The organism is Aureimonas sp. Leaf427 (genome assembly GCF_001425485.1).
GTDB lineage: Bacteria > Pseudomonadota > Alphaproteobacteria > Rhizobiales > Rhizobiaceae > Plantimonas.
Window position 1 is genome coordinate 179,614 of record NZ_LMQW01000051.1, and the last position, 22,542, is coordinate 202,155.

Below are 22,542 nucleotides of genomic sequence, written 5' to 3' on the forward strand. Positions count from 1 at the left end.
GCTGCGATGAAAGCGTAGCAGTGGCATTATGAAGCGGCGGCACAAGAGTTCCTTATAAATTTAACGCTAGAACTGTCCGTCACGGGGTTTGGGATCGGGGCTTTCGATGCGTTTTACAATCTGGCGTAAGCTGATGCTGCTGATCGCGGTGTCGGCCGTGATCTGTCTGTCCGCCATGACGGTTCAGCTCGTCGCCATGAAGGGCATGATCTGGGAGGGCCGCGAAACGCTTCTGAAGGCGCAGGTCCAGTCGGCCGTCTCCGCGCTGCAATTCTATGCCGACAAGGCCGCGGACGGCTCGCTGACGCTGGAGCAGGCGCAGCTGGCCGCGCGAGATGCCGTCAGCTCCATGCGCTACGGCAAGGGCGACTATATCTTCGCCTTCCAGCCCGACGGCACCCGCGTCATCCATGGCGACCGCAAGCTCGAGGGCAAGAGCGGCTGGGACGACAAGGACGCGACCGGCCTCTATCATGTCCGCAAGCTGATCGAGACCGGCAAGGCCGGCGGCTTCACCACCTATTACCGGGCGCGGGCGGGCGAGACCGAGGCGCTGCCCAAGCTCTCCTATTCGCAGCTCTTCGCCCCCTGGAACTGGACGGTCGGCACCGGCGTCTACATCGACGACCTGCAGGCGGAGTTCGAGAACCAGCTCTACCAGTCGCTCGGCTGGATGGCTCTCATTCTGATCGTCCTCTGCGCCAGCGCGCTGCCCATCGCCCGCAGCATCGCCGGCCCGTTGGCGGCGATCACCGCCGCCATGCGCCGCCTTGCGGCCGGCGACCGCGAAGCGGAGGTGCCCCATGCCGGGCGGCGCGACGAGATCGGCGAGATGGCCGCCACCGTGCAGACCTTCAAGGACGCCGCGATCGAGAAGCTGCGCCTGGAGCGCGAGGCCGAGGCGACGCGCGAGGCTAATCGCAGCGAGGCGGATCGTCAGGCCGAGGTGGAACTGGCCAAGGCCCGCGCTCTGACCGGTTTCGTCGACGACATCGCCACGGGCTTCGGCGCGCTGGCCAAGGGCGACCTCACCGTTCGCTTGGATCGGCCGGTCGCGGCGGAGTACCAGGCGATCTGCGATCTCTTCAACTCCGCCGTCGCCTCGCTCGAAACCGCCATCGGCTCGGTCGTCGGCTCCATCGGCTCGATCCGCGTCGGCCTCGGCGAGATCTCGACCGCGTCGAACGATCTCTCGCAGCGCACCGAGCAGCAGGCGGCCAATCTGGAGGAGACGGTCGCCGCCCTGTCCGACGTCGCGCGCGGCATCGACGAGACGGCCGGCAATGCCGGCGAGGCGCAGGCGACCGTCGCCACGGCGCAGAAGAACGCGGAAAAAGGCAGTGAGATCGTCGGCCGCGCCATCGAGGCCATGAGCCAGATCGAACAGTCCTCGGACAAGATCGGCCAGATCATCGGCGTCATCGACGAGATCGCCTTCCAGACGAACCTTCTCGCCCTGAACGCGGGCGTCGAGGCGGCCCGCGCCGGCGAAGCCGGTCGCGGCTTCGCGGTCGTCGCGCAGGAAGTCCGTGGTCTTGCCCAGCGCTCGGCGGAAGCCGCCAAGGAGATCAAGACGCTGATCTCGGCTTCGGCCGCGCAGGTCGGGCGAGGGGTCGAACTCGTCTCCGCCTCCGGCCGCTCGCTGGGGGACATTCTCTCCGGCGTCTCCGAGATGAACCGCGTCATCTCCGAGATCGCGCAGAGCGCAAAGGCGCAGTCGACGAGCCTCAAGGAGGTCTCGACGGCCGCCGACCACATGGACAAGGTCACGCAGCAGAATGCCGCGATGGTGGAGGAAACCACCGCCGCCGCGCAGACGCTGACCGCCGAAACCAACGAACTGGCGCAGCTGGTCGAGACCTTCCGCACGCGCTCCGCCGCGCCGGCCGCCGCAAGGTCTGCTCCGTCCAGGCCCGCCGCTGCCGCCCCGAGGGGCCCCGTCCCGCAGATGCGGGCCACGGGACATGGCGGCGCCGCTCCGCGTGCTGCCGCGGACGAGTGGGCGGAGTTCTGACGGCGGTTCGCCCGATCGATCGACGATAAGAAGGGGCCGCCAGGGCCTCTTTTTCGTTTGGGGGGAGATACGGGGCATCGGCCTTGTCGAAGGCACCGAGCCGGTGCTCCGCCGGCTTAGCGGTGGGAGAGGAACTGCCGGAAGGCCTCGACGGTCATCGGCCGGGCGATGAAATAGCCCTGAGCGGCGTGGACGCCGAGCTCGTGCAGGGCAGCCAGTTCCTGTTCCGTCTCGACGCCTTCGGCGACGATCCGCCCGTCGAAGCCGGCGGCAAAGCCGATGAGCGCCTGGGCCAGCGCCCGGCGCATCGGATCGCTGTCGATCCGCCGGGTCAGGCTGATGTCGAGCTTGATGATGTCGGGGCGCGTGGTGAGGATATGGCGCATGCTGGCATAACCCGAGCCCGCATCGTCGATTGCCACCCGCACGCCGAGATCGCGCAGCGGCTGGAGCCTGTCATTCAGGAGCAGATAGTCGTCGACCTCGGTGTGCTCGGTCAGCTCCAGAACGATCCGGTCGGCCGGAACCTCCGCGAGGACGTCTTTCAGCCCGCCCTCGATGATCAGCTTCGGCGAGCAGTTGAGGCCGAGTTGCAGGGGCATGTCGCGCCAGACCGGCGCCCAGGCCTTCAGGGCGTTGCGAACGGCCGCCAGCTCCAGCGCCGTGCAGAGCCCGACCTCCGCGGCCTCCGCGAACCACTGGTCGGGCGAGCGCCGCGGTTCGCTCTCGAAGCGCGACAGCGCTTCGACGCCGACCACGCGGCGATCCGAAAGAAGGATGATCGGCTGAAACAGGATGGAGGGCCCGCCCGCCGCCAGGACGGCCTCGATCCGGGCGCGCTTCACGTCCCGCTCGCGCTGCTGCGCCTCGCTGGACTCGATCTGGTGAGCCGTGATCTCGGCGAAGGCCCGCATCACGTCGAGATCGCGATCGTTGAGGGCCGGACGCGGCGCATGGCTGAAGCAGCAGAAGGTGCCGTAGACGCTGCCATCCGAGAACCGCAGCGGCACGCTCATATGGGCGCCGACGGGAAGCTCTCTCGTCGCCGGGATCGCCATGGCTTCGGACACCGCCGACGTGTCGGGCACGAGTTCCGGGAGCCGCCCGTCGATGACCCGCTGGCAGTAGCTCTCGTCGAGCGGTCCGCAGTCGCCGACCTTCAGCTCCACCAGCGACGACGCGCCCTCCACGTAGCGGAAGACGCGTTCGGCTCCGACGACATGGGACACGAAGGCGATGTCCATTCCGAGATGGACGCGGATCGTGCGAAGAATGCGCTGAATGTCCGGGAAAAGGATAGCCGAGACCAGATCATTGTCGGCTGTGGTCTGAAAGCCGTGAGCCAATTGCAATTCCGGCTCTCCCGCCGTCTCCCGAGCGCCCCCGCGCACATCCGATGGTATAATGACAATATCCGGGTCCGCAAGGCGCGGATATGTGGGTTTGCGTACCGAAGGACATGACCGGATGCCAGCCGAACCGCTTTCGCGGTCAGATGGTTAAGGGCCGATGTGGAGGCGCGCAGCGACCCGTCGCACGCTGCCGGATGGCGGCTCCTCTCACATTTGCAATGAGCCGAAACCGCTCGTTGACGGTTGCGAGGAGAGGCCGCGCCGCGCGTCCCCGACGACGCACGGCGCTCGCCGGTTCAGCCGTGGGCGATCATGACGTGGCGGACGGCGGTGTAGTCTTCGAGCGCGTAGGTCGAGAGATCCTTGCCGTAGCCGGACTGCTTTAGGCCGCCATGGGGCATCTCGTTGCAGAGCATGAAATGGGTGTTGATCCAGGTGCAGCCGTAGCGCATCCGCGCCGCCGTCTCCATCGCCTTGGAAATGTCCTTCGTCCAGATGGAGGAGGCGAGGCCGTAGTCGGAATCGTTGGCCCAGGCGACGGCCTCCTCGGGCTCGGAAAAGCGCGTCACCGAGACGACGGGGCCGAAGACCTCGCGCCGGACGATCTCGTCGTCCTGCCGGGCGCCCGCGATCACGGTCGGCTGGAAGAAGAAGCCGCGATCGCCCGCGGTCTTGCCGCCGGCCGTCACCTCCATGTGCGAGAACTCGGCGGCGCGCTCGACGAAGCTCGACACACGGTCGCGCTGGCGCTTGGAGATGAGCGGTCCGATCTCGTTCACCGTGTCGTCGGCCTCGGCATAGCGGATGGTCGAGACGGCGGCGGAGAGATCGGCCACGAGCTTGTCGTGAATCTTCGGCCCGGCATAGATGCGGCACGCGGCCGTGCAGTCCTGCCCGGCATTGTAGAAGCCGAAGGCGCGAAGGCCGCTCACCACGGCGTCGAGATCGGCATCGTCGAAGACGACGACGGGCGCCTTGCCGCCGAGTTCCAGATGCGTCCGCTTCACCGTCTTGGCGGCCGCCTGGAGCACCTTCTTGCCCGTCGCGATATCGCCGGTGATCGACACCATGTCGATCTTCGGATGGTTGATCAGCGCGTTGCCGACGCTGCCGCCCTGGCCGAGCACGATGTTGACGACGCCTTCGGGCAGGATGTCGGCAAGGAGCCGGGCGAATTTCAGCGCCGTCAGCGGCGTCTGCTCGGAGGGCTTGAAGACGACCGTGTTGCCGCCCGCGATGGCCGGGGCGAGCTTCCAGGCCATCATCATCAGCGGATAGTTCCAGGGCGCGATGGAGGCGACGATGCCGATCGGATCGCGCCGGATCATCGACGTGTGGCCCGGCAGGTATTCGCCCGCGACCTGGCCAGGCACGGTGCGCACGGCGCCCGCGAAGAAGCGGTAGCAATCGACGATCGCCGGGATCTCGTCGTTCAAGACGGCATTGATCGGCTTGCCGCAGTTCAGCGCCTCCAGGCGCGCATAGGCCTCCGCGTCCCGCTCGATCGCGTCCGCGATCTTCAGAAGATAGGCCGAGCGCTGGGCCGGCGTCGTGCGCGACCAGCTCTTGAAGGCCGTCTCGGCGGCGGCCACGGCGCGGTCGATCTGGGAGGCCGAGGCCTCCGGCAGCATCAGGATCGTCTCGCCGGTCTTCGGATCGAGAACCGTTTCCTCGGCTTCGGTGCCCGCTTCGAAGCTCGAGCCGATCAGCATCTCTGTGTGCATGGGGGTGCTCTCCGGGTGGTCGTTCATTTGCCCCCGCCGGCGGTCTCGCCGCCGTCGCGGGTGAGGAAGTAGGCGGCGAGGATCGGCAGGAAGGTCACGAGCACCACCATCATCGCCACCACGTTGGTGACGGGGCGCTGCCTTGGCCGGATCAACTCCTCCAGCATCCAGAGCGGCAAAGTCTGCTCCTGGCCGGCGGTGAAGGTGGTGACGATGACCTCGTCGAAGGACAGCGCGAAGGCGAGCATTCCGCCGGCCAGAAGCGCCGAGCCGATGTTGGGCAGGACGATGTGGCGGAAAGTCTGAAACCCGTCGGCGCCGAGATCCATCGAGGCCTCGATCAGCGACCCCTGGAGGCGGCGGAATCGCGCGACCGCATTGTTGTAGACGACGACGATGCAGAAGGTCGCGTGGCCGAGGACGATCGTCCAGAAGGAGAAGGGGATCTCGAAGGCGCCGAAGGCGGAGCGGAGCGCGATGCCGGTGACGATGCCGGGCAGGGCGATCGGCAGGATGACGAGAAGCGACACCGCCTCCCGCCCGAAGAAGCGGAAGCGGCTGACCGCGGCGGCGCAGAGCGTGCCGAGGATCAGCGCCAGCAGCGTCGAGACCGCCGCGACCTTCAAGGACAGGGTCAGCGCCGCCCAGATGTCCGGCCGCTCCCAGGCGACGGCGAACCAGCGCAGCGTCAGGCCCGGCGGCGGCCAGACGAAGGAGCGCTCCTCCGTCGTGAAGGCATAGACGAAGATCAGCGCGAGCGGCGCCAGCAGGAAGAGAAGGCCGGCTGCGGCCGCCGCTTTCAGGGCAGAGGGCGTGCCGGGCTCAGAGCGCATCGAAGGCTCCCGCGCGCCGTGCGGCCCAGAGGTAGAGGCCCATGATGAGGATGGGCACCATCGTGAAGGCGGCGGCAAGCGGGATGTTGCCGGCCGTGCCCTGCTGCGTGTAGACGGCCTGCCCGATGAAGAGCCGGGACGTTCCGACGATCTGCGGGATGATGTAGTCGCCGAGGGTCAGCGAGAAGGTGAAGATCGAGCCCGCCACGAGGCCGGGCAGCGCGAGCGGCAGCGTGACATGGCGAAAGGTCTGCGCCGGCGAGCCGCCGAGATCGGACGAGGCGTCGGTGAGGGTCTTCGGCACGCGCTCCAGCGAGGCCTGCAGCGGCAGGATCATGTAGGGCAGCCAGACGTAGAGAAAGACGAGGAAGGTGCCGAGCGCGGAGACCGACAGCGAGTTGCCGCCGATGCCGGGGATCGCCAGCACCGCGTCGAGCACGGGTGTCAGGTGCAGCGTCGCGAAGGCCCAGCCGAGAATGCCCTCCTTGGCGAGGATCAGTTTCCAGGCATAGACCTTAACGAGATAGCTCGACCAGAGCGGCAGCATGACCGCCAGATAGAAGGCCGCCTTCCACGCGCCTTTGGCATGGCGTGCGGCGACATAGGCGATGGGGAAGGCGACGATCGCCGCCGCGACCGTCACCGAGGCCGCCATGACCACGGTGCGCAGGATGATCTGAAGGTTCGAGGCGGAAAAGAGCTGGCCATAGGTGGAGAGCGTGAACTCCTCCACGACGAGCCCGGAAAAGTCGTCGAGCGAATAGAAGCTCTGCAGGAGGAGAGCGGCCAGCGAGCCGAGATAGACGACGACCAGCCAGCCGAGCGGCAGCGCCAGAAGCAGCGCGGCGAAAAGCGTCGGCCGGCGCCAGAGCGCATCCGCGATGGAGGGCTTTCGTCCCGATTCCGGCTGAACGACGACGCTCATCGAACGTCCCCCGCAGCGGTCGGGGCAGGCTCGGTCTCCTTGCCAGAGGGGGGAGATCGATGGGTCCGGCCGGCCCTCACGTCGCCGCCTCCATCAGATGCAGCGCCTCGCGCGGAAAGTTCAGCCCGACCTGCCCATCCGCCGGCAACGACTGCCCGGCCGGAACGCTGGCATGAATCTTCGTGCCGTCGGGAAGCTCGATGCCGAGACGGGTCGTCGCGCCGAGAAAGCTGCGCGTCACGATCCGGCCGCGCAGCGCCTCTCCGAGCGTCGTGACCGTGATCGCCTCGGGCCGGAGGCTCGCCCAGCGCCGCTGGCCCGTCACCGCCTCGGTGAAGTCCGGCGGCAGGATGTTCGAGGAGCCGACGAAGCTCGCGACGAAGCGACTCGCCGGGCGGCGATAGATCTCCTCCGGCGTTCCAACCTGCGCCACGCGCCCCGTGTCGAACACGGCAACCCGGTCCGCCATGGACAGCGCCTCGCCCTGGTCGTGCGTGACGAAGACGAAGGTGATGCCGAGCGTGCGCTGGAGGCTTTTTAACTCCTCCTGCATTTCCTCGCGCAGCTTGAGATCGAGCGCGCCGAGGGGCTCGTCGAGAAGCAGGACCTTCGGCCGGTTCACGATCGCCCGCGCCAGCGCCACGCGCTGCCGCTGCCCGCCGGAGAGCTGCCCCGGCTTTCGCGCGCCGTAGCCGCCGAGCCGCACCATCTCCAGGGCCGCCTCCGCCCGCCTATGCCGCTCCGGCCCCGCCACCTTCCGCAGCATCAGCGAATAGGCGACATTGTCGAGGACGCTCATATGCGGGAACAGCGCATAGTCCTGGAAGACCGTGTTCACGGCCCGCCGATAGGGCGGAACGCCCGTCACGTCCTCTCCGAAGATCCGGACCGCGCCCGAACTCGGCTGCTCGAAGCCCGCGATCAGCCGCAGCGAGGTCGTCTTGCCCGACCCGGACGGCCCCAGCATCGCGAAGAACTCGCCCTCCGCGATCGCGAGATCGATCTTGTCCAGCGCCCGCACGGTGCCGAAGACACGGCTGATCTCTCGAAGCTCGACGGCGCTCATGCCGCACGCTGGCGTTTGGTGCACCGAGCCCGGCGCCCTGAACCCTCTGCGCGGCCCGCTGGTCTCGCCCGTCCTTCGGGCGGAGCGAAGTCCCGGGCCCTTCTTTTCAGGTGTCTCTCAGGATGAGGCCGGAGGCCCCATCCTGAGAGACATGCGAGAACGGGTTCCAAGGGACGACGTCCCTTGGCGGGGTTGCAGGGGACGGCGTCCCCTGCGGTGCCAGTCCCGTTCGTGCGGGGCATCAGCCGCCCATCACGGCGATGTAGTCGGAGACCCAGCGCGAATAGGGCACGCAGGTGCCGGCTTCGCATTGGGCGGTCGGCGTGCGCCAGAACTTGATCTTGTCGAAATTCTCGAACCCGTTGGTGGCGCAGCCTTCCGCGCCCAGCAGGTCGCTGGCCTTGCAGGCGTCGGGCACGACGGGCACCGAGCCGAACCAGGCGGCGACGTCGCCCTGCACCTTCGGCGAGAGCGAATGTTCCATCCACTTGTAGGCGCAGTTGGGATGGGCGGCGTCGGTGGCGAGCATGGTCGTGTCGGCCCAGCCCGTGGCGCCCTCGGCCGGGATGGTGGAAGCGACGGGCCGCTTGTCGGCGAGGAGCGTGTTCACCTGGAAGGGCCAGGAGGAGGAGGCGACGACGCCTTCGGTCTTGAAGTCGTCGACCTGCACGGCGGCGTCGTGCCAGTAGCGGCCGACGAGCGCGCGCTGGCCCTTCAGAAGCTCGAGGACGGCGGCATACTGCTCCTCGTTCAGCTCGTAGGGATTCTTGATGCCGAGCTCGGGCTTCTTCGTCATCAGGTAGTTGGCGGCGTCGGCGATGTAGATCGCGCCGTCATAGGCCTGGACGCGGCCCTGGTTGGGCTTGCCGTCCGGCAGGTCCTGCGGCTCGAAGACGACGCCCCAGCTGGTCGGCGCCTCCTTGAAGACCTCGGTGCTGTAGAGGAGCACGTTCGGCCCCCACTGATAGGGAACGCCGTAGTGCTCGCCGCCCACCGTGTACCAGGGCGCATCCTGGAGGCGGGAGTCGACCTTGGCGAAGGAGGGGATGAGGCTGGTGTTGACCGGCTGGACCTTCTTGCCCGCGACGAGCCGCAGCGAGGCATCGCCCGAGGCGGTCACGAGGTCGAAACCGCCCTGGTTCATCAGCGTGACCATCTCGTCGGAGGTGGCGGCGGTCTTGACCGAGACCTTGCAGCCGGTCGCCGTCTCGAACTCGGAGACCCAGTCATAGGCCTTGTCGGTCTCGCCGCGCTCGATATAGCCGGGCCAGGCGACGATGCGGACTTCGCCTTCCCCGTCGCCCACCGCCGTCATCGCGCTTTGGGCAAGCGCCTGGCCGCAAAATGCCGCCGAGACCGTCAGCGCTATGCATGTCCTGAGCATGGGCTTCATCGAGACTCTCCATCGAGGTGAGGAACTGGGCAGCAAGCCGTCCTGGCGAGATTAGCGGCAGGTTCGAACATGGCAAACGCATTCGCCCGATACGTGAATTCGGAAAAACCGATAGCTGAAGGTTGCCGCCGAAGGCGGCCTTTCGATGCGCGCGGATGGGCGATCCCACTCAGAAGCCCGGTGGCCAGCCGATCGAGGAATATCAGTCAGCGCGGCCGCGCGGGCCCGTGGTCGGCGCCGGCCATGGCGATGAAGTCGCTGGCCGCGCGCCCGAGCACCGAACCCCGCCGCCAGACGACCCCGACCTCGACCATCGGCAGGTCCCCCGAGACCGGCCGGCTTTCGATCCGGTCGCCTTCCAGCGACCAGCGCCGATAGACGAGGTCGGGCAGGAGCGCGATGCCGGCACCGGTCGCCACGAGGCTGCGGACGGCCTCCACGGAGCGGGTGCGAAAGGCGACGTTCGGCTTGGCGCCGAGCGCGGAGAGAAGCCGGCCGGTGTTTTCCTCGATCTCGTCCACGGTCAGCATGATCAGCGGCTCGCGCCCGATGCTGGCGGCCTCCACCACGTCGTTCGCCGCCAGCGGATGGCCGCTCGGCATCCAGAGCTGGTAGGGCGAGCGCTCGAAGACCTGCGACTGGAGCGCCACTCCATCGCGCAGGTTCGAGATCACCATGACCGCGACGTCGAGCTCCCCGCCGATCAGGAGATGTTCGAGATAGTCGCCATTGTCCTCGATGGCGCGGGTCTCGACGGCGGGGAACGCGCGGCGGTAGCGCGCCAGGATCTCGGACAGGACATAGCCCGCGACGAGCGACGTGACGCCGAAGTTGAGATGGCCGGGCTCCGACCGCGTCTCCTCGGCGAAGCTCTGCCGCGCATCGGACACGGCGCCGAGGATTTTCAGCGCATGGCGATGGAAGAGCTGGCCCTTATGGGTGAGCGACAGGCCGCGCCGGTGGCGCTCGAAGAGCTGGACGCCGAGATCGAATTCCAGATCCTTCACAGCCTCCGTCACGGCCGACTGGGACACCGACAAGATCTGCGCCGCCCCCGAAACCGTTCCCCCCTCCGCCACCGCCACGAAGTATCGAAGCTGGCGAAACGTAAAGCTCATGACCCATCCCGTTCTGCCACGCGCCCATCATCGCTCCGTCGAACGGGTGCGTCCAGTTCGGTCGCAGTCGCCTCGCGCCGACGGTCTCCCGCGGTCGAGCCCTGCCGGACGAGCGAAATGGCGCAGCGCCCTTTTAGGGGCTGATGAAGGCGACCGGCCGGTTCCGATCAGCTCTGCTTCCATGGAAGGTGGTCCGACGCCGCTGTCGGAAACAGGGAGGGTAGGGGCTTGATCGTCGCGAGAAGGGCCGGCTGATCGATCTCTTCCAGTCTGGCCGGAGACCAGACCGGATTGCGATCCTTGTCGATGACGGCAGCGCGGACGCCTTCATAGAAGTCGTGACCGCCGAGGATCGCCGCATCGGTTGCGTATTCGCGGTCGAGGCACATTTCGAGCGAGGCCGACCTCTGCGCCTCGCGCATGAGATGCAGCGTCAGAACGAGGCTGGTGGGTGATTTCCGCTCGAGGTGGGACATCGTCGCCATGGCGAAGTCCGAGCCGTCGTCGCGCAGGGCCGCGAAAATGCCTCCCATGTCCGGGATGCGGAAGATGTCGTCGATGAGCCCGGCATTCTCCTTCAGCGTCGAACGGCCGGGATCGACCGCATGGGCCGCCAAAGCCGCATCCACGCTCCGGCCGGATGCGATATCCGACAAAAGGGCCGGAATGGCATCGGACGGAACCATGATATCGGCGAGACCGGCGGCGATCGTATCGGCCGCGCCGATGCTGGCCCCGGTGAGGCCGATCCAGAACCCGAGGCGCCGCGGCGCGCGCGCCAGCGCCCATGTGCCGCCGACATCGGGGAAGTAGCCGATGCCGGTTTCCGGCATCGCGAACTTCGTGCGCTCCGTCACGACGCGGTGGCTGCCATGGACGGACAGGCCGACGCCGCCGCCCATGCAGATTCCGTCCATCAAGGCGAGCCAGGGCTTGCTGAGGTGGCTGATCCGGGCATTCAGCCGGTATTCCTCCGCCCAGAAGGCGAGAGCCTTCGCCGGCGCGCTTCGCCCCGACTGCCAGATCATCTTGACGTCGCCGCCCGCGCAGAGCGCCCGGCCTTCCCCGGTCAGCGCGATCGCGCGAACGGCGGGGTTGCCTTCCAGCGCTTCCACATCTCGTGCGATCTTGCGGACCATATCGAGATCGAGGCTGTTCAGAACCTCCGGTCGGTTGAGATGAAGGCGCCCCAATGCGCCCTCCACCGCCATGAGAACGGTGTCGTGTGGCGTGACGTCATTTCGCGGCGCCTCGGACATTCTAGCGCTCCCCTCGAAAGTCGGGTTGGCGCTTCTCGATGAAGGCGGCCATGCCCTCGCGCTGGTCGTGGGTGCCGAACAGACGGTGGAAGAGGGCCCGCTCGTAGAGAATGCCTTCGCGCAGCGACAATTCCTCCGCTTTCATCACGGCCTCGCGTGCCAGGCGTGCCGCAGGGCGCGAGTAGCCGGCGATCTGCGTCGCCGCGGCCATCGCGGTTGCGACCACGTCCGCGTCGGGCACGACGCGGGCCACGAGACCGGCGCGCAAGGCCTCGTCCGCCGCCATCGTCCGCCCCGTCAGATGCAGGTCCATCGACAACGCCCGACCGATCTGCTTCGTCATGCGCTGGGTGCCGCCCATGCCCGCGATGACGCCGAGCTTGATCTCCGGCTGACCGAACTTCGCGCTTTCGCCCGCGATGGCGAAATCGCACATCATCATCAGTTCGCAGCCGCCGCCCAGCGCATAGCCGTTGACGGCCGCTATCTTCGGCAGGCGACTGTCCGCAAAGCGGTCCCAGATGCCGAAGAAATTTTCCTCGACCATCTGTTCGGCGCTCTTGCCCGCCATTTCGGCGATATCGGCACCGGCCGCGAAGGCGTGGTCCGAACCCGTCACCACGAGCGCGCCGATATCCTTGTCCGTCTCCAGCTCTTCCACCGCCGCAACCATCTCGGCCGCGATCTGCGAATTCAACGCATTGAGCTGCGCCGGACGGTTGAGCCGGATCAGTGCGACGCGGCCTTCCCTGCTGATCTCGATCGCGTTTGGCATCGTCTTTTCCTACAGTTGACGGGCGATGACGAGGCGCTGCACTTCGCTGGTGCCCTCGTAGATCTGGCAAATCCGCACGTCGCGGTAGATTCGCTCGACCGGATAGTCCGCAAGATAGCCGTAGCCGCCATGCACCTGAATGGCCGCCGAACAGACCTTCTCCGCCATTTCCGACGCGAACAGCTTGGCCATGGAGGCTTCCGTCAGGCACGGTCGTCCCGCGTCGCGCAGGCTCGCCGCATGGAGCACCAGCTGGCGCGCCGCCTCGATCTGGGTCGCCATGTCGGCGAGGCTGAACCCGACGGCCTGATGTTCGATGATCGCCTTGCCGAAGCTCCTGCGCTCCTTGGCATAGGCCGTTGCCGCCTCGAACGCGGCCCGCGCCATGCCCACCGCCTGCGACGCGATGCCGATGCGTCCGCCCTCCAGATTGGCCAGCGCGATCCTGTAGCCCTCGCCCTCCGCGCCCAGGCGGTTCTCCACCGGGATGCGCATGTCGTCGAAGGCCAGCGAGCAGGTGTCCGAGCTGTGCAGCCCCAGCTTATGTTCGACCGAAACGACCTGATAACCCGGCGTGTCGGTGGGCACGATGAAGGCGGAGATGCCCTTCTTGCCCGCTTGCGGATCGGTCACGGCGAAGACAATGATCACCTTGCCGTTCTTGCCGGAGGTGATGAACTGCTTGGAGCCGTCGATGACATAGTGATCGCCGTCCAGCCGGGCGCGGGTGCGCAAGGCCGAGGCATCGGACCCGGCCTGGGCTTCGGTCAGGGCGAAACCGCCGATCCATTCGCCGGACGCCATCCGGGGAAGGAAGCGTGCCCTCTGTTCCGGCGTTCCGAAGCGCAGGATCGGCACGCAGCCGACCGAGGAATGGACCGATACGATCGTCGAGCACGCGCCGTCCGCGGCCGCGATCTCCTCCAGCGCCAGGGCGTAGGCGACCGTTCCCATCTGGGAGCCGCCATACTCTTCCGTCACGAGCATGCCGAGGAAGCCGAGCTCTCCCAGCTCCTTGAGCTCGGCATGGGGAAAGGCGCTGTCCCGATCTCGGGCGGCCGCGCCGGGAGCGAGACGATGGACCGCAAAATCGCGGGCGGCCGAGCGAATCTGTTCCTGCAAGTCGTCGAGCAGCATCCGTTGATCCTTTCGATTGCCATGGCGATCGCTTCTTCGCCGCGGACCGAGGTCATGCCGGCGGCTCGCAGCTGTCTCCGGCAACGTAGCGCCGTAGGCCGATATGCGAGGGACGGCATTTCCGGTCCATTCGCAACGGATTGCGCCAGAGCCGTACAACCTGCCGGAGTCTGTCAGCTTCGTTCCGAACCGGACAGACTCCGACTTCTCGTGACATCGTCTGTCGTTTCGGGATGACCGGTTTCCACTTGTCCCTGACGCTTCACGGTTCTCGCTGAGTTTCCCGCACCGTCGGCATCCGGGCCGCGGCCATCGGTTTTCTTCACTTCTGTATCGCTCCAATCCAGGGGCCGCCCGTCCTGCGAACGCAACTCGAGTCGGGCGACGGGAACGCCTGTTTCGATGTCCACCAGCGAGGATTTCGGTTCGTCGGGGCGATAGAGATGACCTTCGCCCCATTGACGCAACGCGACGATGACGAGGAAAAGACCACGCCCCTTCTCCGTCAGGACATATTCCCGGTACGCGCTGCCGTCCGAGGCGGGAGCCATCTCTAGAATGCCGCGTTCGGTCAGGTCTCGCAGTCGCGTCGCCAGCATCCCCTTTGCGATGCCGAGCCCCGTCTGAAAATCGCTGAACCGCCTGACGCCGTCGAAGGCGTCGCGGACAATCAGCAGTGACCACCAGTCGCCGATGACATCCAGCGCGCGCGCGACCGGACATCCCGCATCCCATTGGCTCACCCGCTTGGCCATGATCTTCGATCTCCATCGGTCAACTCTGGTCCCAAAATAGAACTAGATTGACGCGCGCTCAAGTGGTCTTGATATAGGACTAGATGAAACGTCGCGAGCGGAACCGCCATGCAGGACGCAGACAAAAGCCGCACGCGGCGCGAGACAGGCACGGGACTGTCGAGGATCACCACGCTGATCTTCGCCGTCGCCGCGGGCCTCAGCGTCGCAAACATCTACTACGCCCAACCCTTGCTCGATTCGATGGCACGGGAGTTCGGCATCTCCCCGTCCGCGATCGGTCTCGTCGTGACGCTGACGCAGGTTGGCTATGCGCTGGGGCTGATCTTCATTGTTCCGCTTGGCGATCTGAGAGACCGCCGCCGTCTGATCCTCGGCCAGGGCATCCTGTCGGTCGTTGCCTTGCTTGCCGTGGCGACGGCGGGCAGCGAGGCGATACTGTTCGCCAGTCTGGCGGCGATGGGCCTGCTTGCCGTCGTGGTGCAAACCCTGGTGGCGTTCGCAGCGACGCTGGCCACTCCTGCCGAGCGTGGCAAGACGGTCGGCATGGTGACGAGCGGCGTCGTGATCGGCATCCTCGCCGCCCGCTTCATCGCTGGATTGCTGGCCGATCTCGGTGGCTGGCGCTCGGTCTATTTGACCTCGGCCATTCTGACGGCGGCAATGGTCGGACTGCTGATCCGTGTCCTGCCGCGCCAGCATTCGCCCGACAGCATCGACAGCTACGCCGCCACGCTGCGCTCGATCCCCATCCTGTTCCTGCGCGACCGGATAGTGCTGGTTCGCGGTCTCCTGGCCCTGTTCGTCTTCGCGACGTTCAGCACGTTCTGGACGGCCCTGGTCCTGCCGCTCAGCGTCCCGCCCTTCTCGTATTCCCATACGCAGATCGGTTTGTTCGGCCTCGTCGGCATGGCAGGGGCGGTGGCGGCGACAGGCGCGGGCCGGCTCGCCGATCGCGATCTCGGGCAATGGACCACGGGAATGTCGCTCACGCTGTTATTGGCCTCATGGGCGCTCATCGCGATGCTGCCGGCATCCTTGCCGCTGTTTCTCGTTGGCGTCGTCCTGCTCGATCTGGCCGTGCAAGCCGTCCATGTCACCAATCAGAGCATCATATTCGGCCGCCATCCCGAAGCGAGCAGCCGTCTCGTCGGGGGCTACATGGTGTTCTACTCCATCGGCAGCGCCATCGGGGCCATCAGCTCGACGATGGCCTATGCCCGCGCGGGATGGTCCGGCGTGTCGTTGCTCGGAGCAAGCTTCAGCGCCGTCGCCCTGATGGTTTGGGGAACCACGCTTCGCCTCCCGATCAGCCGAGCGAGCAGGACATGCGCACAGGACGAATAACGGTGCCCTCAATCGTCCGATGGCGCCGGTGGCGGCGCCCTTGGGCGTAGCGCACGAGCGCGCAACTCTCGGCCACGCGGCGGTGACTGCATAGCCATCGCCCAGAATATCGCGCTTTGATGTGAGATCGACGGGATGGCGGAGAAGAAGGGATTCGAACCCTCGATACGGTTTCCCGTATACGCCCTTAGCAGGGGCGCGCCTTCGACCACTCGGCCACCTCTCCAATCGGGGCGTCTAAAGGAGTCGGGCCGAGGTTTCAAGCCTTTCCGGTGCTTTCGGCGGCGGTGTCCCGAGAATTCGGGTTGGCGTGCCGGCAGGCGGACAGGTTTGGGGCCGGCGATCCCAGGGTCATGCCGCGCGTTTGAGGGCGAAGGTGCGGCCTTCGTCTTCGGTGGACGCCTGGCCCATGCGGCGCAGGGCATGGAGCACGTCGCCGACCGCGGTGCGAACTTGGCGGGCGGCTTTGAACCGCGCCGCGATGCCGGCGGCGTCGAGCGGCCTTCCGGCGGCGGCGAGGGCGGCCATGACGACGACGGTCTGTTCCAGCTCGTTCTTCGGGAAGGGGGCCTTGGGCCCCGTCGCGGTCGCGGCCACCGCGGCGCCGAAATCGGCTTCCAGCTGGCGCGCCCGCTCGGTCTCCGTGCCGAAGCGGGGCACCTGATAGTCCGGCCGCAGCCAGCGCACGAGCCCGCGCGCCTCCTCCGACGACCGCTCGCGGTTCAGCGCTACGAGCCCGGCGAGAATGTCCTCCTGCGGGAGATCGGCGGGCCAGCCATAGGCCGCGGCGACCGCCGCATCCAGCCGGTCGTGAAGCTCCTTCAGGACGAGAACGACGCCGTCGTCGAAGATGCGCCGCTCCTTCGGCGTCAGCTGCGCAGGTCTCGCGCCCGCACGCAGGCGTTCGAAGACGTTGTAGAGGCCGGTCAGGGTGAGGTGGCCATGCTCGGCGAGGACACGCTTTCGATGGGCGTCGAGCTCCTCGGCAATGGCGCGGATGGTCGGCGCGTGGATGCCGGAAGCGAGGGGGAACGGAAACGGGTCGAAGCAGCGGGATTTCGAGTAGCGGGGATCGTTGCCGATTCCGAGCCAGCCTCCGGCCCGCAAGGCCCAGGCCTTGTGAACATGCGAGGACAGGACACCGAGCGCGAACGGATCGTCGACCGCCACGGCCACGAGCATGTTGTCCGGTATGATCGCCCGATCGACGAAGTGGAAGACGCGATGCTTGGCGGTTTCCACCGTCACGATGTAGCGTTGCAGCGGCTCGAGCGCGGGCCGCAGCTCCCGGCGGGGCTCGCCGAAGATCCACCAGTTGTCGCGATAGCTCTGGCGGTTGTTCCAGTCGCGGCCGGTTCGCTTCTCCTGCCCGTCCACGATCTCGATCTTCTCCTTCACCTCCAGCCGGACGTGTTGATAGACTTCGGGAAACCGACGGCGGACGTCGTCGATGCCGAGCCCGAAGAGATCGACGACCATGACCCCGCGCGGCCGCGCCGTGAGGTCGCGTCCGTTTCGATAGTCGCGGATATGGTCGCGAAGGCCCGGATGCCGGCGCAGGCCGAGCGCGAGCGCCTGCCGCAGGGTGACGATGAAGCCGGCGCCATGAAGCGACATGCCACGCGAGCAAAGCCCCGAGCCTGCGAGAAGTGGGAGAGCTGAACTCACGTCCACGCCGACCGTCAGATCGGAATTCACCCGTCCGCGAACCTCGCGCAGGACGATCGCCGGCGAATCCGTGTCGATCCCGTCCTCCGATACGACCTCGCCGAGGACGCCTTCGACGGAGCCGGCTTCGGCCACCGTCATGGCGATGCGCACGGCGGCGCTGTCGCGCGCCTGCTTCGTCCAGGGATGGTCGGGAATGGCCATGACGATCGACAGGGGGCGCTTGGCGCCGAGATGCCGCTCCATGACGCGGCGCTGGAAGACCTGGCTGATGGAATTGGTGGTGACAAAGCCGAAGCGCCGGAGGATCGACCCCTTGCGCAAGAGAAGCTCGGCGGCCCGGTCCCACCAGTACATGACGAAGTCGGCGCTCTCGTTCATGTGCGGATGCGCGGCCCAGAGCGCTTCGACCCGGTCGGGCGTCAGGCGGGCCCTGAGATCCTTGCCGCCGATGAAGGGCGGATTGCCGACGATGAAATGGGCCGCCGGCCAGTCCGGCCGGCGCGGGTTCGGATAGGGCACGTCGTCGTCCGCCCGGTCCTCGTCCGAGGCCAGCACGGCGTCCATCACCTGGATGTTGTGGAAGGCCCGCAGGATCGGCTCTCCCGGAATGCCGCCCTTGGAGCGCATGTGCCACTGGAGATGACCGATCCAGAGAACGAGTTCGGCGATGGCGGCGGCGCGCGGGTTGAGTTCGAGCCCCAGGAACTGGTGCGGATCGACGCTGTGACTGGCAAGGCCCGTCAGCGCCTCCTGGCCGCCGAGATCGACCACGGCCTCCAGAACCTCGTCCTCGAGCTTCTTCATGAGGAGGAGGGCGATGTAGAGAAAGTTGCCGGTGCCGCAGGCGGGATCGAGCACCCGCATCTCGCAGAGCTTGTCGTGAAACGCCTGGACGGTCGCGATCGCGTCGCGGTTGCGGCCGGCCGATTTCTGACGCTCCACCGTGGAGAGAACCTCCGCCCATTCCGCCCGCAGCGGATCGATGACGGTCGCCACGACCAGACGCTCGACATAGCGGCCGGGCGTGTAGTGTGCGCCCAGGCGCCGGCGGTCGCTCGGCTCCAGTGCCTGTTCGAGCAGCGTCCCGAAGATCGCCGGCTCGACCTCGCGCCAGTTCCGGTCGGCCGCGGCCACGAGCTCGCCGATCGCCTCGCGCGACAGGGGAAGAGCGGTGCGGTTCTTGAAGAACTCGCCGTTGAAGCGCTTGACCTTGTGCTTGATCGAGGCGGTGAACGTGCCCTTGTCCATCGCCGCCCAAAGATCCTCCAGCATGGCGGGAAAGATGTCCGGTTGGCGCTCGCAGTCGCGCAGGAGCGCCGTGAACGCGTCCTTCGGCAGAAGGTCCACGTCGCCCGCGAACATCGTGAAGAGCAGCCGCATGAGGAACATGGCGACCTCCTCGGCGGGATGGCCGGCCTTTTCCAGCGTCTTCGAGACGGTCGCGAGCCGCGCGGCGATATCGCGCGTGACCTCGGCGCGATGGCGCGCGGGATCGAGCGCCATCGGGTCGGACCAGACGAGGCGCAGCCGCTCGCGCACGGCGGGGTCGCGCAGCTCCTCCAGATAGATCCGAAAGGAGCGGCGATCGGGAAACTGATCGTAGGCCTTCCCGTCCCGCCGGAAGTTCGCATAGACCTCGATGCAATGGCCGACATCGCAGACGAGCACGAAGGGCGGCGGCTCGTGATCGGAGGGCAGGAGGCGCACATAGCCCTCCGCCTGGTTGCGCGCGTTCAGCATCAGCGCGTCCCAGCCGCGATTGGCGCTGCGGCGCCCGCGCCGGCCGGCATCGGCGCCGGGCTCCGGTTCGTCGTCGAGCTTCTTTTCGCCGAAGAAACGCGATTGCTTGGCCTCCAGCACGAAACTGTCGCGCTTGTAGAGATCGATGCGACGATGGGAGACGCTCCCGTCTCTCGCCACCTCGCGAACCCGCCGCTCGAAGACGTAGTCGTTCCCCGCATTGGAGACGGAAGCCGGATCGGGCCGCGGCAGGTCCAGGGCGGTGCAGAGCTCGGCGAGGAACAGGCCGTAATTGGCGCGCTCCTGTCCGCCCTCGCGCCCCTGCCAACGCGCGATGAACGCTTCGATCCTCTGCGGCATGCACCGACCCCATCTCTATCAACCAGTGATAGAGTGGAGGATAAATATCAACCTATAGCTACAAATCGAAAACGCATGGATCAACTTGGAATTGCGGTTACGCGTGTATTTCGATAGCGCAGGCAGAGGGATAGGTTGCGAGCCTGCAGTCGGTTCGCAAAACCGCCTTCTCGGGACACGCAGGACGTGTGTAGCCGCCGCGGTCGTCTGACCGCAACCTTGGGGCGAAGCCGTGCGAGCGTGGGTCGCCGATTCTCCCGGCCTCGTGGAGGGGAGATTTAGCGCAGGACGGGTTGTCGAAGAATCGAGACGGCTATGAAGCCGAGATGGAAATAGGCGACGAGTTCGAGAAACTCCTCGATCGCGCTGTAATAGACCAAGCTCTCCAGGGCTTCGGCCGAGACGAGAAAGCCCAGAACGATGGCGCTCGGCCAGACCCAGAAGATGTTGGACGGCCGCAGCACGGCGCGCCAGTCGAGCGGGCGCAGCACCAGGGCGAGGACCGCCAGGGCCGAGGCGCCGAGAACGACGGCGCGCTTCCACGACGAGGGGAGGCAGACCTCGCCCCCGACGAAGGCGCTGCCGCAGCGGGGGATTTCGCGCGTCACCGCAAAGATGCAGGCATAGGCGGCCAGAAGGCAGAAGAAGGCCCGCGATCCCGCCGAGCGCCTGAAGCCGACGGCGAAGAGACCGGCGACGACGACGAGCACGGCCGCCTGTAGCGTCTCGATCGGCCCGTCCTCCCGGAAGAGCGTCGAAGCGTCCGGCGCATATTGGAGGAACAGCGCCAGGGCCGCGGCGGCGAGGATCGAAACGAGGACCGAGATCAGCCAGCCCGTCGGCTGTGGTTTCGGGGTTCCCGTCCAGTCGCGGCGATTCCGGCCGGCCTCTTCGAGAACGGCGTCGGACGGAGGGCAGGAACAAAGACGCATGGAAGCCGAGACCTTTCGAGCTTCGCCTTCCGTTTCGGTGCTCGGAATGCCGCTCTCGGTAAGGCAGACTGATCTGTCTGCGAAGATGGGAAACTATGAGAATGTGTTCTCAAAACGTCAACTTAAGCCGACGAGGCCATGAGGTGACGCAGTGTTGCCGAAAGATCGCCGCCTGGACGAGGTCGTCAGCGGGCGGAGCCTCGGCACGGGCCCATGTTCCCGTGCCGGGCCGCGACGGCGACCTTCGAGAGCTGTCGGTCCGATGCCCGCCCGATCTTCGCGCCTATAACGTCGTCCGCCGGGAACTCTGGCGCCCCCCGGCCATTACGCAGGCCAAGGGCGGCATGTGCCGGGTCCCTATGCGTAAGAAGGAGCAGGACATGAACGATGCAGGCGTCGGCTGGATCGCGGCCATCATCATCGGCGGCATTGCGGGTTGGGCTGCCAACCGCTTCATGGGCCGCGACACGGGCGTGCTCCTCAACATCGTTCTCGGCATCGTCGGCGCTGCGATCGCAAGCTTCCTCTTTGGCCTGATCGGCGTGTCCTTCGGCGGGTGGATCGGCTATCTCGTCGCCGGCTTCATCGGCGCCTGCATCCTGATCGCCATCGTGCGGGCCGTTCGAGGCAATCGCGTCGTCCGCTGACGCCGATCCCGACGAGCGAGCGAAACCGGAAAACCGGTAGGCTGCTGTGGCCTACCGGTTTTTCTTTGCCTGACGTTTCACGCGAGAAGGCCGCGCTTCGCCAGATTCCGCATGAGATCGGCGGTGCCCATGGACCAGCCGGCGACCTTGTCCGTCGGCTGCACGCGGTTGACGAGGACGCCGAGCGCCGGCGTTTCGATGGAGACGATGTCGCCGACCTTGTGCGTGAAGCCGCGGCCGGGCTCGTCGCGATCCTCGACCGGCGCGAACATCGTGCCGAGATAGAGCACCAGCCCGTCCGGGTAAGGATGATGCGCGTTCACCGCCTGAGCCATGATGTCGGCGGGATCGCGGCTGATCTCGCGCATGGAGGACCGGCCGGTGAGGCGATAGCCTTCGGGTCCGTCGACCGTCAGCGAAAGGTCCGCGGCGCGCACGTCGTCGAGCGTGAAGTGCTCGTCGAAGAGCCGCACGAAGGGGCCGATCGCGGCGGCCGCGTTGTTGTCCTTCGCCTTGCCGAGGAGAAGGGCGGAGCGGCCCTCGACGTCGCGAAGGTTCACGTCGTTTCCGAGCGTCGCACCGACGATGCGGCCGCTGGACGCCCCGACGAGCACGATCTCGGGCTCGGGATTGTTCCAGGTGGAGGCGGGATGGACGCCGATCTCGGCGCCCGTGCCGACGGCCGAGAGCGGCTGGCCCTTGGTGAAGATCTCCGCATCGGGGCCGATGCCGACCTCCAGATACTGGCTCCAGGCGCCCGCCTCGATCAGCGCGGTCTTCAGCTTGGCGGCGTCCGCCGAGCCCGGCTTCAGCGCCTTGAGGTCTCGCCCGACGAGCCCCTCCACCGTGGCGCGCACGCCGGCCGCCGCGTTCGCATCGCCCCGGATGCGCTCCTCGATCACGCGCTCCAGCATCGAGGCGACGAAGGTGACGCCGGCCGCCTTCAGCGCCTGGAGATCGACGGGCGCGAGAAAATAGGGCCGCTCGCCGTCGCGCGCCTGCGGGTCCGCTGCAATGAGGAGGTCGGCGACCGCGCCGATATCTTCGCCCACGGCCGCTCTGAGGGCGCCTGCCGGGTCCTCCGTCTCGCAGAGATCGCGGACGGTGGCGAAGCTTGCCGATATGTCGAAGACGCGACCATCCGTGATCCGCACGACGGAGGGGCCGCCGAGCTCGGGCCGGAAGACCCGCCCGACCAGGGTCGCCCGGCTCTGTTCGGCCAGGGCCAGCGTCGCCGCATGCCGCTCGATCGTGATCATCCCGTTCTCCCAAACCGTCGAAGGCCGGCGCGCCGTCCGCACCCGCGATCATGACGCCATCGCCCAGGCTCCCGGCGATGGCAAGGCCGGCATATAGAATTGCCGGGCGTGCCGGGGAAAGGGCCGAACCGCTGCCTTGCCACCAGCTTCGCCGGAGCCGAGCCTTTACGAACCGATCTTGGATACCAGCTTGTGTCGATGGGGCTTCGCATCGCCCGCGAGCTGCCTTATGCCT

Annotated in this window: 16 protein-coding genes, 1 tRNA gene and 1 pseudogene; 3 read left to right on the top strand and 15 right to left on the bottom strand. The window is 66.9% G+C overall.

The window, feature by feature from the left end:
• The first annotated feature begins 106 nt into the window (after positions 1 to 106).
• The gene (locus tag ASG62_RS21610) at positions 107 to 2,014 is read left to right on the top strand and encodes a methyl-accepting chemotaxis protein (protein ID WP_082536986.1); all 1,908 of its coding nucleotides are present in this window, start codon (positions 107 to 109) and stop codon (positions 2,012 to 2,014) included.
• Positions 2,015 to 2,130: 116 nt separating this feature from the next.
• On the opposite strand, the gene ASG62_RS21615 is transcribed toward ASG62_RS21610, so the two are convergent.
• From ASG62_RS21615 to ASG62_RS21665, 11 genes and pseudogenes are all read right to left on the bottom strand, one after another.
• The gene (locus ASG62_RS21615; RefSeq protein ID WP_156382298.1) at positions 2,131 to 3,360 is read right to left on the bottom strand and encodes an EAL domain-containing protein; all 1,230 of its coding nucleotides are present in this window, start codon (positions 3,358 to 3,360) and stop codon (positions 2,131 to 2,133) included.
• A gap of 302 nt (positions 3,361 to 3,662) precedes the next feature.
• Positions 3,663 to 5,090 (bottom strand): gamma-aminobutyraldehyde dehydrogenase, encoded by a 1,428-nt coding sequence (locus ASG62_RS21620; protein ID WP_056690244.1) that lies wholly within the window; start codon positions 5,088 to 5,090, stop codon positions 3,663 to 3,665.
• 23 nt (positions 5,091 to 5,113) lie between these two features.
• Entirely contained in the window at positions 5,114 to 5,923 is an 810-nt protein-coding gene (locus ASG62_RS21625) for an ABC transporter permease (protein ID WP_056690247.1), read from the bottom strand.
• Complete coding sequence (locus ASG62_RS21630; protein WP_056690250.1) at positions 5,913 to 6,848, bottom strand: ABC transporter permease; 936 nt, start codon at positions 6,846 to 6,848, stop codon at positions 5,913 to 5,915. Before ASG62_RS21630 ends, ASG62_RS21625 begins: the two co-directional genes overlap by 11 nt.
• Before the next feature lie 76 nt (positions 6,849 to 6,924).
• A complete protein-coding gene (locus ASG62_RS21635) occupies positions 6,925 to 7,914 on the bottom strand; it encodes an ABC transporter ATP-binding protein (protein WP_056690253.1) in 990 nt (329 codons plus the stop codon).
• 241 nt (positions 7,915 to 8,155) lie between these two features.
• Positions 8,156 to 9,307, bottom strand: a complete 1,152-nt coding sequence (locus ASG62_RS21640) for an ABC transporter substrate-binding protein (protein WP_056690258.1) — start codon at positions 9,305 to 9,307, stop codon at positions 8,156 to 8,158.
• A gap of 206 nt (positions 9,308 to 9,513) precedes the next feature.
• Positions 9,514 to 10,425, bottom strand: coding sequence for a LysR substrate-binding domain-containing protein (locus ASG62_RS21645; RefSeq protein WP_056690261.1), 912 nt, complete (start codon positions 10,423 to 10,425; stop codon positions 9,514 to 9,516).
• A gap of 167 nt (positions 10,426 to 10,592) precedes the next feature.
• Positions 10,593 to 11,684 carry an enoyl-CoA hydratase/isomerase family protein gene (locus tag ASG62_RS21650; RefSeq protein ID WP_056690264.1) on the bottom strand — a complete coding sequence of 364 codons (1,092 nt, stop codon included), beginning with the start codon at positions 11,682 to 11,684 and terminating at the stop codon, positions 10,593 to 10,595.
• Between the two features lies 1 nt (position 11,685).
• Positions 11,686 to 12,459, bottom strand: coding sequence for an enoyl-CoA hydratase-related protein (locus tag ASG62_RS21655; protein ID WP_056690268.1), 774 nt, complete (start codon positions 12,457 to 12,459; stop codon positions 11,686 to 11,688).
• Between the two features lie 9 nt (positions 12,460 to 12,468).
• On the bottom strand, positions 12,469 to 13,596 hold the full coding sequence (locus tag ASG62_RS21660; protein WP_056690271.1) for an acyl-CoA dehydrogenase family protein: 1,128 nt from the start codon (positions 13,594 to 13,596) through the stop codon (positions 12,469 to 12,471).
• Between the two features lie 314 nt (positions 13,597 to 13,910).
• Positions 13,911 to 14,351, bottom strand: a pseudogene (locus tag ASG62_RS21665) (winged helix-turn-helix transcriptional regulator); the annotation flags it as partial.
• Between the two features lie 108 nt (positions 14,352 to 14,459).
• Here ASG62_RS21665 and ASG62_RS21670 point away from each other — a divergent pair.
• Entirely contained in the window at positions 14,460 to 15,698 is a 1,239-nt protein-coding gene (locus ASG62_RS21670; protein ID WP_056690274.1) for an MFS transporter, read from the top strand.
• Positions 15,699 to 15,834: 136 nt separating this feature from the next.
• On the opposite strand, the gene ASG62_RS21675 is transcribed toward ASG62_RS21670, so the two are convergent.
• The 3 genes from ASG62_RS21675 to ASG62_RS21685 form a co-directional block, all read right to left on the bottom strand.
• Positions 15,835 to 15,924: transfer RNA gene (locus tag ASG62_RS21675), tRNA-Ser, on the bottom strand.
• A 125-nt stretch (positions 15,925 to 16,049) separates the two neighbouring features.
• Entirely contained in the window at positions 16,050 to 19,469 is a 3,420-nt protein-coding gene (locus ASG62_RS21680) for a class I SAM-dependent DNA methyltransferase (RefSeq protein WP_056690278.1), read from the bottom strand.
• Between the two features lie 278 nt (positions 19,470 to 19,747).
• Positions 19,748 to 20,401 carry a hypothetical protein gene (locus tag ASG62_RS21685; protein ID WP_056690281.1) on the bottom strand — a complete coding sequence of 218 codons (654 nt, stop codon included), beginning with the start codon at positions 20,399 to 20,401 and terminating at the stop codon, positions 19,748 to 19,750.
• Positions 20,402 to 20,781: 380 nt separating this feature from the next.
• Here ASG62_RS21685 and ASG62_RS21690 point away from each other — a divergent pair, with 380 nt between their 5' ends.
• The gene (locus ASG62_RS21690) at positions 20,782 to 21,048 is read left to right on the top strand and encodes a GlsB/YeaQ/YmgE family stress response membrane protein (RefSeq protein WP_056690284.1); all 267 of its coding nucleotides are present in this window, start codon (positions 20,782 to 20,784) and stop codon (positions 21,046 to 21,048) included.
• 77 nt (positions 21,049 to 21,125) lie between these two features.
• Here the strand turns inward: ASG62_RS21690 and ASG62_RS21695 are convergent, their stop codons facing one another.
• Positions 21,126 to 22,307, bottom strand: coding sequence for a fumarylacetoacetate hydrolase family protein (locus ASG62_RS21695; protein ID WP_056690287.1), 1,182 nt, complete (start codon positions 22,305 to 22,307; stop codon positions 21,126 to 21,128).
• Positions 22,308 to 22,542: the final 235 nt, after the last annotated feature.